The organism is Brevundimonas guildfordensis, from assembly GCF_014836405.1.
Taxonomy (GTDB): Bacteria; Pseudomonadota; Alphaproteobacteria; order Caulobacterales; family Caulobacteraceae; genus Brevundimonas; species Brevundimonas guildfordensis.
The window spans coordinates 678,513-692,261 of the sequence record NZ_JACSQU010000001.1 but is presented as its reverse complement, the minus strand read 5'-3'; the positions used below and the strand labels follow the sequence as shown (position 1 = coordinate 692,261).

Genomic DNA, 13,749 nt, shown 5'->3' with positions numbered 1-13,749 from the left:
TCACTTAGCACTAAATGAAACTTTATCGTCAAGTTCATTTTTTCGCGGCTAAATGAAATGCGTGTTATTCGTGTCTTTCTATCGCGCCAGCCTCTCGGACGTGTCGGCTTTTAAGCAGGTGCGCCCTCGAGCCCTCTAATGGAGATCTCAGCCCAAATGGCCACCACGCCTGAGAAAAAGGTCCGCCGCTCTCGCGCAGAACAGCGTGCAGCGACCGAAAAGCTGATTCTCGATACGGCTGAGGATCTATTCTCTCAACGCGGCTATTTCGGCGTGACCATCAAGGATGTCGCCGACGCCATGGGCATCCACCCGGCCCTGATTCACTACTACCACGACGGCAAGCAATCATTGTTCGAGGCCGTCTGGGAGCGGCGGGTTAAGTTGGCGGTGTCGGCGCGTATCGCTGGTCTGGACGATTACGCCAAGACCGTCGGCGACAATGTGACCGTCGAGGGGGCCCTGCGCGCGTTCTACGACAACGCCTTCGACGCCTATATCCACGGCGAGGAGGGCTGGCGCAGCTTTGGCCGCATCTTCGCGCAGGTCAACAATGCTCCCGGCTATGGCACCGAGCTGATGGACGAGTATTTCGATCCCCTGGTACTGCGCCTGATCGAGCTGCTGAAGAAGGCCGTTCCCGATGTCACGGACGAAGATCTCTTCTGGTGCTTTCAACTGACGTCCGGGGCCTACACGCTCATCCTGTCGCGCACGGGCCGCATTGATCGCCTGTCGAACGGCGCTTGCAGTTCGGACGACTTTCAAGCCGTGCGGGAGCGTTTCGTCACCTTCATGGCTGCGGGCTTCGCCGCCGTCTTCGCCGCCAGCAAGAAAAGGAACGCGCCCCAGGCAAGCTGAGGCGCGTCCATGCGGCGTTCGGGACGTCCCTCTCCTCTGGGAGACCTACTGAGGCAGGCGAGCCTGTCGCAGCGCGGCGCGGCGGACCTTGCCGGCCTCGTCGCGCAACGCTTCGTTCGTAAACTCAATGCGTTTCGGCATCTTGTAGCGGCTCAACGTTTGGCCCACGAACTCCATCAAGGCCTCTTCGCTGATGGTCGAGCCTTCCATTGGCTGGACGATGGCGTGCACCACTGAACCCCACTCATCGTGCGGCAGCCCGATCACGGCGCTGCCGCGCACGTCAGGGTGAGCTTCCAGCGCCGCCTCGACTTCAGCCGGGTAGATATTAGCGCCGCCGGAGATGATCAGGTCGTTCCGACGGTCCGACAGATACAGATAGCCTTCCGGGTCCATGCTGCCGAGGTCGCCCATGGTCTCGTACTCGCCGATCAGTCGCGAGTCGCTGCCCAGGTAATGGTAGGTCGACGACGGCCCGGTCTCCGGCCGGAAGAACACCTCGCCCACCTCGCCCACCGCGCATTCGCGGCCATCGGCGTCGAGGATTTTCAGGTCATAGCCCGGACGGACCTTGCCCACCGAACCCTTGCGCTGCAGCCAGTCGGTCCCCGAAATAATGGTCGAGCCTGTCGCCTCCGTCGTGCCGTAGTATTCCCAGACGCGCTCGCTGCCCAACCAGTCAATCCAGGCTTCCTTGAGCCAGGGCGCGCAGGGCGCCGCCATGTGCAGCATCATGCGCAGGCTCGGAAGCTTATAGCGACCCAGCACCTCCGGCCCCAACTGCCAGATGCGGTGCATCATGGTCGGAACCATAGTCACCCAGTTGACGCCGTGCTCCTCGATCAGATCAAGCGCCCGCTGGGCGTCGAACTTCTGCATCTCGACAATGGTGTTGCCGGTGAACATGGCCATGGTGATGCAGTGGAACGGCGCGTTGTGATACAGCGGCCCCGGATTCAGGACGACCTCGCCGGGTTGCTGGTGCAGGAAGCCCTCCGTGGGGTCCCACTGTGCAGGCATGGCGTCGACAATCACCTTGGGCCGTCCGGTGGACCCGCCGCTGGTCATGGCCTTCCAATTCCTGGCGATAGCCGGCGGCAGAGGCTCGGCCGAAAGCGCCTGATAGCCCTCAAAAGCGCCGTCCACCGAGGGGATGTCCTCGCGCGGGCATTGGCCTACGAACAGGCGCGGCCCCACCAGGTCGAGGATGTGCTCCAACTCGAACTGCGCCAAGCGAGCGGACACCACGTTCGGCGTCGCCCCGAGCTTCCAGATGCCAAAGATCGTCTCATAGAAGTCCGGCCCGTTCGGCAGAGCCACGGTGACGTAGTCGTCCTGCCCCACCCCGCGAGCCTGCATGAAGCGCGCACGCTGCGTCGAGCGCGCGTCCAGCTCCGCGTAGGTCAGACGTAAGTCACCCATAATTAGCGCCAAGCGCGCGGGGTCCCTCGCCGCGTGGTGAGCGAGAATCGAGCACAGCGGCACAGCGTTATCAGTCACGTTTTTTAAGCCTCCCATACACCGGGCAAGCTTCTCGAGCCCCCCTCGGCCCCCTTTCATTAACTTAGCGCTAAATGAATGAAAAGCCGATAATCTCCGCGCCGACCCCAAACCCCCTGCAAGGTCGGCACGTGTAACGCCGGACGAAGGGCACGCATCTCACCCGCCAGCTAGACGGTTGATCGAAAGCGCGGCCAACACCCGACAACCCATCGCAACGCCTGGGCTGTCAGGGTCTCGCAATCCGTGCGCCTTGCGGCTTCAGCGCAGATAGCCCTCGGTCAAGGCCGCCCAGTAAGCCGCGCCGACAGGCAGCAGGTCGCGGTTAAAGACGTAGGTCGGGTTGTGAACCATCGCCCCGGGTCCGCCGCCGAGGAAGCAGTAGGTTCCCTTCCGCTGCTGCAGCATGAAGGCGAAGTCTTCCGACGCCATGAAGGGCGGGCCTGGATCAATCACCCGGTCCTCGCCAAAGGCTGTCCGCGCGATGTCGGCGGCCTTTTGGGTTTCCTCGGGGTCATTGACCAGCACGGCGCCCGGGACACCCTCGCGGATGTCGGAGGTGCAGCCGAAGGACTGGGCCTGATGGGAAACGATGCGGCGGATGTTGCCCAGCACCATCTCCCGGTCCGCGGGCGTGGAGGTGCGCACGGAGAACCTCAAGATGGCGCTGCCCGCCACCGCATTGCCCGCCTTTCCGGCCTGAAAGGCGCCGATGGTCACCACGGCGGTGTGGGCTGGGGCCACATTGCGCGACACGATGCTCTGAATGGCCATGACGATGGAGGCGCCCGCCACAATCGGGTCGATGGCCTGTTCCGGCATGCCGCCGTGGCCGCCCTTGCCGATGATCTCGACCTCCCAGTTATCGACGGAGGCCATGGTCTCGCCCGGCCGGAAGTAGAACTTGCCGGCGTCGAGCCCCGGGATGTTGTGCATGCCGAATACGGCGTCGACAGGGAAGCGCTTGAACAGTCCGTCGTCGATCATGGCCGGCGCGCCTTGCATCGTCTCCTCGCCCGGTTGGAATATCAGCCGCACGGTCCCGTTGAAGTTTTTCGTCTCGGCCAGGTATTTGGCGGCGCCCAGCAGCATGGCGGCATGCCCGTCGTGACCACACATGTGCCCCACGCCGTCGACGCCCGACTTGTAGGGCAGGTCGTTTTGTTCCTGGATAGGCAAGGCGTCGAAATCGGCCCGCAGGCCGATCGCGGCGCCGCCCTCCCCCGCCTTGAGCGACGCGACGATGCCGTTCTTGCCGACGCCGGTCTCGATCTCATAGCCGTCGAAGCCGCGCAGCGTCTCGGCGATGTAGTCCGCCGTGCTGGTCTCCTGCATCGACAGCTCAGGATGGCGATGCATATGCTCGAACCATTCGGTCATCTGGGCGCGGTTCTGCTCCAGCGTCTGGACGAGGGCGGTCATCACTCAGCTCTCCTTTGGAAAGAACAGGCTCAGCCCCGATCGGGCGCCTTGCCCCTCGGCACGGTGGTCACAATCGAGAGGATCGCCACAGCCACCATCACCAAGTTGGCCATCAGGGCGAAGAACGCCGCCTCGCGCGACGCCAGGTTCGTCTGGTTGCCCGAGAAGGTGATCACCCCCTCGATCCAGCGCACGCCCTCGTTTTGGCCGGCGATCGCCGTGTAGATCGTGGACGAGACCGCTACGCCGAAGGATGCGCCCAACGATGAGGCCATCTTGTAGATCCCCGCGCCCGCGCCGCCCTGGTCCTCGGGCAGGTTCGACAGGGCCGCATCGGTGGACGGCGTCGCATAGAAGGCCAGCCCTAGCCCGAACAGGGAGAAGGAGATGATCGCCAGCACCGTATAGGGACCCAGCATTAGGTTCGTCGGCATGAGCAGCAGGATCGATGCGACGACGATGTAACTGCCCCACAGCATCGGCTTGCGCGGGCCGAAGCGTTGCAGCAGCTTCTCGCCGACGCGGATGAAGGCCATGATGGTGATCGCATAGCCGATAGTCAGCAGCCCTGCCCGCTGGGCCGACATTTCGCCGCCCTCCTGCAGCACCAACATGGCGATCATGATGATTCCCGCCGTGGCGTTCAGCAGCAGGTTCGAGATCGTCGCCCCGGTGAAGGTCATATTCTTGAACAGACCGAACTGGACGAAGGCGTTCGGATTGTTGTTTTCGATCCGGTAGAAGGCGAAGCTGAAGATCAGGGCGGCAGCTAACAGCATCAGAGACGCCGGGCTGGCCCAGCCGAACTGCGCGCCCTGGGTCGCGAAAATCTGCAAGGCGACCATGGCGAGCATGAACGTCAGGACCCCGAGAAGGTCGAACCGATAGCCCTCCTTAGCGGGCGCCTTGCTCTCGGGCGTGCCGCGCACCATCAGCATCCCGACCACGGACACGATCGCGGCGATGATAAAGATCCAGCGCCAGCCGATGTTCTGGGCCATCAGCCCGCCGAACAGGGCGGCGAAGCCCGACCCGCCCCACGACCCCATGGACCACAGCGAGATAGCGCGCTGGCGCTCCGCTCCCTCCCAATAGGCCTTCACCAGCGCCAGCGAGGCCGGCATGATGAACGCGCCCGACAGCCCCTGGCAGATCCGGCCCAGCATCAGGAAGGCGCCGCCCATCGATCCTGACGGCGCCAGCCCGACCAGCAGGCAGCCGACGATGGAGAAGACGAAGCCGAACATCACCATCTTCACGCGGCCGACCCGGTCGGCCAGGCCGCCGATGACGACAATGAAGATGCCCGAGAACAGGGCCGTGATCGACACGGCAATGTTCATAAACGTCTGCTCGAGCTTCAGGTCCGCCGCCATGGTGGGCGCGATGTTCAGCGTCGTCTGGGCGAACAGCCAGAACGCCAGGACGCCCAAAATAATCCCGTACAGAAGCCGGTCGTTTCCCCGATAGGTCGACGATGCAACGTCATCCATGGAGACCTCCGCCAGCCTTACCAGCCACCGCTGACAGTCGAACGGCCAGACTATCCAATCCGTTCCGAGCTCCGGGACGCTGCGCCGGCGCCCGCACACCAGTGTCCGCCTTGTGCTAGGCTTCAGCCATGACCGAGGTTGAATCGACTGTAGAAATCCAGCGGGTCCTGGTGCTGGTGCTGGACCTTTGCGGAACCTTCGCTTTCGCCATCAGCGGCGCCCTGGCGGGCGTCCGTCGCCGTCTCGACGTTTTCGGCGTACTGGTGCTGTCGTTCGTGGCCTCCAGCTTCGGCGGCATCGGCCGTGACCTGCTGATCGGGGCGACGCCCCCCGCCGCCCTCGTCGACTGGCGCTATCTAGCGGTCTCACTGGCGGCAGGCCTGATCACCTTCTTCTGGTGGCCGCTGATCGAGAGGTTGCAGACGCCGGTGCGTCTGCTCGACGCCATCGGTCTCGCCTTCTTCGCGGTTGCGGGCGCGGAAAAGGCGCTGGCCTACGGCCTGAACCCAGTGATGGCAATGCTGCTCGGTATGCTGACCGGCGTGGGGGGCGGCATGGTGCGCGACATTCTGCTGGCGGAGATCCCAGGCGTCCTTCGCTCGGATCTCTATGCGGTCGCTGCCCTGCTCGGCGCCGCCGTAGTGGTCGGCGGCCATCTGCTTCACCTCCCGGTGGTCCCGACCGCTATCCTGGGCGGCCTCCTCTGCTTCTTCCTGCGCATGATCGCGATCCGCCGTGGCTGGGGGCTCCCCGTCGCGGGCTAGAGCGCGACGTCCCACAAGGGCGAGGTCGTCGAAGATCGCGCCAATCATTCGGTGTCAAAATTTGAGACCCAGCGGCCCAATTGCAAAGGGGCCGCCCGAAAGCGACCCCTTAACCAACCGATTCCCCAGAGGGAAATGGTCGGAGCGACAGGATTCGAACCTGCGACCCCTTGACCCCCAGTCAAGTGCGCTACCAGGCTGCGCCACGCTCCGAAGGCGCTCCGTATAGACGGGGGTTTGCTGCTCCGCAAACCCTAAAGCGCATTATCGACAACAACTTCCGCCCTATCGGCGCAGAACCGCCTCAAGCCGCGCATGCGCTTCTTCCAACTCGGTCAAAACCTGCGTCAGACGATCAAAATCCGGGGCCGAGCCGGCCGTTGGGGCTTCCGATGTAGAAGACAGGCCCGAATCAATTTCCAGGGTGGCCGAAGGGTCGCCATAGGTCGCCACGCGCGCGAGGCCCTGATCTCTAACCAGACGCTGAACGCCGCGAATGGTGAGCCCCTCGTCGTGCAACAGGCGTCGAACGGCCTTCAACACCATCACATCATCCGGACGATAGAATCGCCTCCCGCCCGCCCGCTTCACGGGGGTGATGAAATCAAATTTCGTCTCCCAGAAACGCAGAACATGCTGAGGCGCGCCGACTTCTTCGGCGGCTTCGGAAATGGTGCGAAAGGCGCTGGGGCTTTTAGCCAATGAACTCAGGTCTCTACGACGGCGTCGTGCACCCGGCCCTTCATAATCTGAGAGGCCCGGAAGCTGATGACGCGACGGGGGTTGATGGCGGCGGGTTCGCCGGTCTTGGGGTTGCGTCCCATGCGCGCCCGCTTTTCGCGCACCTGAAAAACGCCAAAGCCGGACAGTTTGACGGTCTCGCCGCGTTCAAGCGACTCGACGATCAGTTCAAGCGTCCGTTCGACCATGCCGGAACATTCCTGGCGCGACAGGCCGACCTCCTCGTGAACGGCCTCGCACAGATCAGCCCGAGTAAGGGTCTGGGACACTGGCATCTCCCCGCTTTCCAATGGCGGGGCATTGAAGGGCAAAATGAATGAAAATCAAAGCCCTCAATGAAAATCTAGAATCTGAAGGCGCAGGCACCCCACGTCAGGCCGCCGCCCATGGCTTCGACCAGCACTAGATCACCCTTCTTGATGCGTCCGTCCTTGATGGCGACATCCATCGCCAGGGGGATGGAGGCGGCCGAGGTGTTGGCGTGCATGGCGACGGTCGAGACGACCTTGTCCTCATCCAGGCCCAGGCGATCGCCGACGCCCTTGATGATGCGCTGGTTGGCCTGGTGCGGCACGAACCAGTCGATCTCGGGGATGTCGACGCCCGCGACCTCGGCGGCGGCTGTGACAGCCTCGGCGATATTCACGACGGCGTGGCGGAAGACCTGGTTGCCCAGCATCCGCAGGTGGCCGACCGTTCCGGTCGTGGCCGGACCGCCATCGACGTAGAGCATGTCGGACTTGGCGCCTTCGCAGCGCAGGGCGAAGCCCAGGATGCCGCGATCGTCCTTGGTCCCCTGCCCTTCGCCGGGTTCCAAAACAAAGGCGCCGGCGCCGTCGCCGAACAGGACGCAGGTGGTGCGGTCCGTCCAGTCCATCAGCCGGGTCATTTCCTCGGCGCCGATGACCAGGGCGCATTTGGCCTGGCCGCGCGCGACGAAGCCGTCGGCGATGCTCATCGCGTAGACGAACCCTGAGCAGACCGCCTGAATGTCGAAGGCGATGCCGACCGGGGCGCCCAGCTTGCGCTGGACGATGGCGGCGGTCGCGGGGAAGGTCTGGTCCGGGGTGGTCGTGGCGACGATGATCAGGTCGACGTCCGCCGCCGTCTTGCCGGCGTCAGCTAGGGCACGCTCGGCCGCCTTAAGCGCCAGGTCGCTGGTGGGCTCATCATCGCGGGCCTTGTGGCGCTGGCGAATGCCGGTCCGCTCAATGATCCATTCGTCGGAGGTGTCCACGATCTTGGTCAGATCTGCGTTGGTGACGACCTGTTCGGGCAGGAAGGAGCCGACCCCGGTGACGACGCTGCGGATGACGCTCACGACTGGATCTCTCCTGTTTGGTCTTTGTCGGACGCGGCCTCAGCAGTATCCAGAACGGCCGACAGACGCGCAAAATTGGCGCTGACCTTGGTCAAATAGTCACTCCGAGCCAGATCGACAGCCACGCGGATGGCGTTTCCATAACCCTCGGCCGTGGCGCCGCCGTGGCTCTTCACCACGATGCCGTTCAGGCCCAGCAGGGGGCCGCCGTTGACGCTGCTGGGGTCGATGCGACGCGCCATCTTCTTCAGCGCAGGCATGGCGATCAGGGCGCCCATCTTGGCCATGGGGCCCGAGGTCAAAGCCTCTTTCAGCAGGCCGGAAATAAAGCGGGCCGTGCCCTCGGCCGTCTTGAGCGCGACGTTGCCTGTGAAGCCGTCCGTGACCACCACGTCGACCGTGCCGGCGGCGATGTCGTGCCCCTCGACGAAGCCGGTGTAGTTCACCGGCACCGCGTCCGTGCGAAGGACCGCGTGAGCCTCGCGCACCTCTTCATGACCCTTCATGTCCTCGGAGCCGACATTTAGAATGCCGACGGTCGGCTTCTCCACACCGTGAACAGCCGACTGAAAGGCCTCGCCCATGATAGCGAACTCGACCAGCTGACGCGCGTCGCTACCGATGTTGGCGCCGACGTCCAGCACGGCGGTGAAGCCGCGTTTCGTCGGCCAGCTGGCGACAATGGCGGGCCGCTCCAGCCCATCCACCGCCATACGCAACAGCAGCTTCGAGATAGCCATCAGAGCGCCGGTGTTGCCGGCCGACACGGCGGCCTGAGCCTCGCCGAGCTTGACCGCCTCAATGGCGTTCCACAGGCTGGAACCCTTGCCCCGGCGCATGGCCTGGGCGGGTTTTTCGTCCATGCCCACGACTTTGTCCGTGTGGCGGATTTCGCAGACATCAGTCGGCAGGCCATTGCGGGCGACCTCGGCGCGGATCGCCGCCTCATCGCCATGCAGTTGAAAACGGACGCCTTCGCCGCCGTAACGGGCGATGTAAGCCTTTACGCCCCCAACCACGACGGAAGGCCCATGGTCCCCGCCCATGGCGTCGAGCGAGATTAGTATCGGTGATGCCAAGTGAAAATCGACTCCGTCGCCGTCTTGCCGCGGCGCTTCAGTTTAGGGCGAGCGGACGAAAATGTCGCACCGTGGATGAGGCTTGAGCGACCTTAGGTCAACTCTTGTCGGTTTGGCCGCCAGGCTTCAGCGCCTTCAACACGCCAAAGGGCGAGATTTCTCCGGGCTCCGGCGGCTGTTCGAAAACCGCGCCTTCCTTGCGGGGATAGGGATCCAGATGCAGGGCCAACTGTTCGACCGCGTACTGGCCCAGGTCGATCTGACCATTTTCCACGACGTCGGCCGAGTCGTCGTCCAGCTCCAGATCGATCTCGCCTTCCTCGTTGGCCTGAATCTCGGGCGCCGTTTCGGTCAGGTTGATCGAAAATCGCTCGTCGATGCCGACAGGCAGCGGCTCTAGCGTCAGGACGCAGGCCTGAACGGCCTCCGCCTGGACCCGACCGTCCATGCGCCAACCCGACACGGTGGGGACGATCTCCATATCTGCGACGAATCGATCGAGCGATTTCAGGCTCAAGGCCCGCGCAATCCGCGCGCGGGCTGCGTCGTCCGGCTCCAATCGACGGGTCAGGGATACGCCGACCTGATGCAGGCGGATAGGTTCGCTATAGGGGAGAGCAGGAAGGGTCATGCGACGATCATCGCCCAGTCCGGCGCCTTTTCCACGGCGGCCGACGACTGTCGAGCCAGCCTTTCATGCGAATCGATGGTGTAGCGCGCCAGGGCCGCGCCAGCGGCGGCGTCTTCGCTCTCAAAGACATTGCGGGCGATCGAGGCCTGAAGGCCATCGTGATCCCCTGCCCTCAGCGCCTTTTCATAGGCGCTCATGCGGCCGTAGAGGGCTTCGCCCAGCTTACGCATCTTCTTACCCACCGAGACATCGCCCACCCCCAGCTCGCGCAGCACGTTATCCAGCGCCGACACATAGGCGTCGAACAGCTTCTGGGACAGGTCTGCGCCACGCTCTCCGTCCTGCTTCAGCCGCACGAACAGCAGCAGCACGTGCAGGGTGTAGAGCTCAAAGCGCGCGTCGATGCGGTCGGCGACGCCCAGGCGCGTGTAAAAATCAGGCTGGCGGGCCTGATTGACGGCCAGGGCGTACAGGGCCTGGACATGGCGATCTTGCGTCTGGCGCTTGAAGAGTGTCTTGAACATAGGATTTCACGGCCCCTTTTCCGCCGCGCCGTTGCACTAGGACGCAGCGACGGTTAGGTCAAAGACCTTATTTCTTGAGGCCCATCGCCGATGCCCCGTTTTACGTCGCTCATCATCGCCGCCTCGCTCGCCGCCGCCGCCGGCGCCTGCGCGCCAGTTGTCGCCACCCAGGGCTTTCAGGCCGTGGACGTCAAACCTCAGGATATCGAGGCTGGCGTCGACACGCGGGAGACCGTGCTGACCAAGCTGGGCACGCCGTCCACCACCTCGACCTTTGAGGCGGAGAGCGTCTGGTACTACCTGACCCAGACGACGCAGCGCTACACCTACAACAAGCCAAAGGTGTCGCAGCGGACGGTCACAGAGATCACCTTCAACGAGGCGGATGGCAAGGTCGCCACGGTGCGCAATCTGGGCCTGGAAGACGGCCGCCAGATCGCCATGGAGAGCCGCGAGACCCCGACGCGCGGCCGCCAACTGACCATCCTCGAGCAACTGCTCGGCAACGTCGGCCGCGGCCAACTGCCGCGCACCGAAGACGACGTTCCGGGCCAACGCCGCCCGGACTAAGCTGCTCGCGCGCGGCTGAAAAGATAACGCCCCGGAGATCGCTCTCCGGGGCGTTTTCAGTTTCAGCTGAGCGCTGTCAGACGATCTTGCCGCTCGCCAGCACCGCCAGCAGCAGCAGCGCCACGATGTTGGTGATCTTGATCATCGGGTTCACCGCCGGGCCGGAGGTGTCCTTGTAGGGATCGCCCACAGTGTCGCCGGTGACCGCAGCCTTGTGCGCTTCCGAGCCCTTGCCGTGGACGACACCGTTCTTGTCGGTGAAGCCTTCCTCGATCACCTTCTTGGCGTTGTCCCAGGCGCCGCCGCCCGAGGTCATGGAGATGGCGACGAACAGGCCCGTCACGATCACCCCCATCAGCATGGCCCCCAGCGCGGCGAAGGCGTTGGCCTTGTCCGGCTGGATGAACAGGATGACGACGAACAGGACGATCGGCGACAGCACCGGCAGCAGCGACGGCACGATCATCTCGCGGATGGCCGCGCTGGTCAGGATATCGACCGCCCGCCCGTATTCCGGCTTGGTCTCGTAGGTCATGATTCCGGGATGTTCGCGGAACTGACGCCGGACCTCGGCCACCACAGCCTCAGCCGCGCGCCCCACGGCCGTCATCGACAGACCGCCGAACAGGAAGGGCAACAGCCCCCCGAACAGCAGGCCGACCACGACATAGGGGTTGGACAGGTCGAACGCGACCGCGCCCAGACCGTAGAAGAAGCTGCCCGGCGCCGCCTCGGCTGCGAAGAACTTGAGGTCCTCCACATAGGCGGCGAACAGGACCAACGCCCCCAGACCCGCCGAACCGATGGCGTAGCCCTTGGTCACGGCCTTGGTGGTGTTGCCCACGGCGTCCAGAGCGTCGGTCGAGACGCGGACTTCCGGCGGCAGGCCGGCCATCTCGGCGATGCCGCCCGCGTTGTCCGTAACCGGGCCGAAGGCGTCCAGCGCAACGATCATCCCCGCCACGCCCAGCATGGTCGTGGTGGCGATGGCGATGCCGAACAGGCCCGCCAACTGGAAGGCCGCGACAATGCCGACGATGATGGTCAGGGCTGGCAACGCGGTAGATTCCAGCGACATGGCCAGGCCCTGGATCACGTTGGTGCCGTGCCCCGAGACCGAGGCGTTGGCCACCGACTTCACCGGACGGAAGCCCGTGCCGGTGTAGTATTCGGTGATGACCACGATGGCCGCAGTGACCAGCAGGCCGACGACGCCCGCCCAGAACAGACTCATCGGCTGGATCAGCAGGCCTCCTGAGGTTTCGACCGCCCCCGGCAGAAGCTGATTGATCACCCACCAGACCGCGCCCAGCGACAGGACGCCTGTGACGATCAACCCCTGATACAGCGCCCCCATGATGTTGCCGCTCTTGCCCAGACGGACGAAGAAGGTGCCGATGATCGAGGTCACGATGCAGACGCCGCAGATCGCCAGCGGCAACAGCATCAGCACGTCGACATAGGGCTGGTTGCGGAAGAAGATGGCCGCCAGCACCATGGTCGCCACCGTGGTGACGGCATAGGTCTCGAACAGGTCGGCGGCCATGCCGGCGCAGTCGCCGACGTTGTCGCCCACATTGTCCGCGATGGTGGCGGCGTTGCGGGGGTCGTCCTCAGGGATGCCGGCCTCGACCTTGCCCACCATGTCGCCGCCGACGTCGGCCCCCTTGGTGAAGATGCCGCCGCCCAGTCGCGCGAAGATGGAAATCAGAGAGGCGCCGAAGCCCAGAGCCACCAGTCCGTCGATGACCTCGCGGCTGGTCGAGGCGTGGCCCAGCCCCTGCGTCATGAAGGCGTAGTAGCCGGACACGCCCAGAAGCGCGCCGCCCGCCACGAACATGCCGGTGATGGCGCCCGAGCGGAAAGCCAGGTCCAGTCCCTTAGACAGGCTCTGCGACGCGGCCTGCGCCGTGCGGACGTTGGCGCGCACGGAAATCAGCATCCCCGCATAGCCCGCCGCGCCCGACAGGATCGCGCCGATCAGGAAGCCGAGGGCCGCCCAGATCCCGATAAGAAAAAAGGCCGCGACCAAGATCACGACCCCTACGATACCAATCGTTGTGTACTGACGCTTCAGATAGGCGGATGCCCCTTCCTGGATCGCCGCGGCGATCTCACGCATCCGTTCATTACCACTGTCGGCCTTCATCAGGGCGGCGGTCTGGACGGCGCCGTAAAGCACCCCCAAAGCGCCGGCCGCGATGACCAGCCAAAGATATGACGTCATGGCGTTTCCAAGCCCTATGCAACTAGACGCGCGGATCCATGGGCAGCGCTACGGGCGTTGTCGCCTCTCGGCCGCCTTCCGGTCCCCCCGTGCGCTTACAGACGTAAATTCACGCCCCTCGGGAATTGCGGCTAAATCGTGCCAAAAGCAGAGCCGTGGCGCAACAGCGCTCTTTCAGCCGGCGCGCGCCATCATGCGGCGGCGCGCGGCCTGGCTGACGACCTCGACACGGGCGATCGCGCCCTTGCCGATCAGGCTGTCGGCCGAGCGTATCAGGCTGGCGCTCAGCGCCGCCGCGTCCAACTGATTCCAGTCGTCCGCGATGACGAAGGGGGTGCGATGTCCGGCGCGGACAAGAGCGTCGCGCAGGTAGGGCTCCTTGGCCCTTACCGCGTCCAGGGTTTGGCCTTCACCCAGATGCAGTCTCAGTTCTGCAAAGACGTAGTTGCGGACGCGGCCGCCCACGATGATCGGCAGGCCCACGCCGGTCAGATTGAAGCTCGCCGGTTGGGCGGGCGATTCCGCCGACGGCGCAGCGAGCGCCGAACCCGACAGGGCGGCGCCGGCGACGGCGAGGATCAGGGCGCGGCGATTCATGGGTGCAGTTTCGCCAAGT

Annotated in this window: 14 protein-coding genes and 1 tRNA gene; 3 read left to right on the top strand and 12 right to left on the bottom strand. The window is 64.4% G+C overall.

Annotation, left to right across the window (positions count from 1 at the left end; translation table 11 throughout):
• Positions 1 to 156: 156 nt before the first annotated feature.
• A complete protein-coding gene (locus tag H9656_RS03370; protein WP_191742843.1) occupies positions 157 to 861 on the top strand; it encodes a TetR/AcrR family transcriptional regulator in 705 nt (234 codons plus the stop codon).
• Between the two features lie 45 nt (positions 862 to 906).
• On the opposite strand, the gene H9656_RS03365 is transcribed toward H9656_RS03370, so the two are convergent.
• From H9656_RS03365 to H9656_RS03355, 3 genes are all read right to left on the bottom strand, one after another.
• Positions 907 to 2,379 (bottom strand): AMP-binding protein, encoded by a 1,473-nt coding sequence (locus H9656_RS03365; protein ID WP_225212206.1) that lies wholly within the window; start codon positions 2,377 to 2,379, stop codon positions 907 to 909.
• Positions 2,380 to 2,622: 243 nt separating this feature from the next.
• A complete protein-coding gene (locus H9656_RS03360; RefSeq protein WP_191742841.1) occupies positions 2,623 to 3,783 on the bottom strand; it encodes a M20 aminoacylase family protein in 1,161 nt (386 codons plus the stop codon).
• A 29-nt stretch (positions 3,784 to 3,812) separates the two neighbouring features.
• On the bottom strand, positions 3,813 to 5,276 hold the full coding sequence (locus H9656_RS03355; protein ID WP_191742840.1) for an MFS transporter: 1,464 nt from the start codon (positions 5,274 to 5,276) through the stop codon (positions 3,813 to 3,815).
• 128 nt (positions 5,277 to 5,404) lie between these two features.
• Between H9656_RS03355 and H9656_RS03350 the strand changes: the two genes are divergently transcribed.
• Positions 5,405 to 6,040 carry a trimeric intracellular cation channel family protein gene (locus tag H9656_RS03350; RefSeq protein ID WP_191742839.1) on the top strand — a complete coding sequence of 212 codons (636 nt, stop codon included), beginning with the start codon at positions 5,405 to 5,407 and terminating at the stop codon, positions 6,038 to 6,040.
• A 136-nt stretch (positions 6,041 to 6,176) separates the two neighbouring features.
• On the opposite strand, the gene H9656_RS03345 is transcribed toward H9656_RS03350, so the two are convergent.
• The 7 genes from H9656_RS03345 to H9656_RS03315 all read right to left on the bottom strand — a co-directional run bounded on the left by H9656_RS03345 (position 6,177) and on the right by H9656_RS03315 (position 10,336).
• Positions 6,177 to 6,253 (bottom strand) — tRNA-Pro (locus tag H9656_RS03345).
• Between the two features lie 72 nt (positions 6,254 to 6,325).
• A complete protein-coding gene (locus H9656_RS03340) occupies positions 6,326 to 6,742 on the bottom strand; it encodes a MerR family transcriptional regulator (RefSeq protein ID WP_191742838.1) in 417 nt (138 codons plus the stop codon).
• Positions 6,743 to 6,747: 5 nt separating this feature from the next.
• Entirely contained in the window at positions 6,748 to 7,056 is a 309-nt protein-coding gene (locus tag H9656_RS03335) for an integration host factor subunit alpha (RefSeq protein ID WP_025977057.1), read from the bottom strand.
• 68 nt (positions 7,057 to 7,124) lie between these two features.
• Positions 7,125 to 8,102 (bottom strand): beta-ketoacyl-ACP synthase III, encoded by a 978-nt coding sequence (locus tag H9656_RS03330; RefSeq protein WP_191742837.1) that lies wholly within the window; start codon positions 8,100 to 8,102, stop codon positions 7,125 to 7,127.
• Complete coding sequence (plsX, locus tag H9656_RS03325; RefSeq protein WP_191742836.1) at positions 8,099 to 9,181, bottom strand: phosphate acyltransferase PlsX; 1,083 nt, start codon at positions 9,179 to 9,181, stop codon at positions 8,099 to 8,101. Before plsX ends, H9656_RS03330 begins: the two co-directional genes overlap by 4 nt.
• Positions 9,182 to 9,278: 97 nt before the next feature.
• Complete coding sequence (locus H9656_RS03320; protein WP_191742835.1) at positions 9,279 to 9,812, bottom strand: YceD family protein; 534 nt, start codon at positions 9,810 to 9,812, stop codon at positions 9,279 to 9,281.
• Positions 9,809 to 10,336 (bottom strand): ubiquinol-cytochrome C chaperone family protein, encoded by a 528-nt coding sequence (locus H9656_RS03315; protein WP_191742834.1) that lies wholly within the window; start codon positions 10,334 to 10,336, stop codon positions 9,809 to 9,811. The genes H9656_RS03320 and H9656_RS03315 overlap by 4 nt, the downstream gene beginning before the upstream one ends.
• Positions 10,337 to 10,426: 90 nt before the next feature.
• Here H9656_RS03315 and bamE point away from each other — a divergent pair, with 90 nt between their 5' ends.
• Positions 10,427 to 10,906, top strand: coding sequence for an outer membrane protein assembly factor BamE domain-containing protein (gene bamE, locus H9656_RS03310; protein ID WP_191742833.1), 480 nt, complete (start codon positions 10,427 to 10,429; stop codon positions 10,904 to 10,906).
• A 76-nt stretch (positions 10,907 to 10,982) separates the two neighbouring features.
• Here bamE and H9656_RS03305 read toward each other — a convergent pair whose 3' ends face one another.
• Entirely contained in the window at positions 10,983 to 13,133 is a 2,151-nt protein-coding gene (locus H9656_RS03305; protein ID WP_191742832.1) for a sodium-translocating pyrophosphatase, read from the bottom strand.
• A gap of 174 nt (positions 13,134 to 13,307) precedes the next feature.
• The gene (locus tag H9656_RS03300; protein WP_191742831.1) at positions 13,308 to 13,730 is read right to left on the bottom strand and encodes a hypothetical protein; all 423 of its coding nucleotides are present in this window, start codon (positions 13,728 to 13,730) and stop codon (positions 13,308 to 13,310) included.
• Between the last annotated feature and the right edge of the window lie 19 nt (positions 13,731 to 13,749).

Bases quoted from the DNA above. Each gene is read 5' to 3' on its own strand.
- H9656_RS03305 (WP_191742832.1), bottom strand. From the start codon at position 13,133: ATGACGTCATATCTTTGGCTGGTCATCGCGGCCGGCGCTTTGGGGGTG.
- H9656_RS03365 (WP_225212206.1), bottom strand. From the start codon at position 2,379: ATGGGAGGCTTAAAAAACGTGACTGATAACGCTGTGCCGCTGTGCTCG.
- H9656_RS03300 (WP_191742831.1), bottom strand. From the start codon at position 13,730: ATGAATCGCCGCGCCCTGATCCTCGCCGTCGCCGGCGCCGCCCTGTCG.
- H9656_RS03315 (WP_191742834.1), bottom strand. From the start codon at position 10,336: ATGTTCAAGACACTCTTCAAGCGCCAGACGCAAGATCGCCATGTCCAG.
- H9656_RS03370 (WP_191742843.1), top strand. From the start codon at position 157: ATGGCCACCACGCCTGAGAAAAAGGTCCGCCGCTCTCGCGCAGAACAG.
- H9656_RS03360 (WP_191742841.1), bottom strand. From the start codon at position 3,783: ATGACCGCCCTCGTCCAGACGCTGGAGCAGAACCGCGCCCAGATGACC.
- H9656_RS03355 (WP_191742840.1), bottom strand. From the start codon at position 5,276: ATGGATGACGTTGCATCGTCGACCTATCGGGGAAACGACCGGCTTCTG.
- H9656_RS03335 (WP_025977057.1), bottom strand. From the start codon at position 7,056: ATGCCAGTGTCCCAGACCCTTACTCGGGCTGATCTGTGCGAGGCCGTT.
- H9656_RS03350 (WP_191742839.1), top strand. From the start codon at position 5,405: ATGACCGAGGTTGAATCGACTGTAGAAATCCAGCGGGTCCTGGTGCTG.
- H9656_RS03320 (WP_191742835.1), bottom strand. From the start codon at position 9,812: ATGACCCTTCCTGCTCTCCCCTATAGCGAACCTATCCGCCTGCATCAG.
- bamE (WP_191742833.1), top strand. From the start codon at position 10,427: ATGCCCCGTTTTACGTCGCTCATCATCGCCGCCTCGCTCGCCGCCGCC.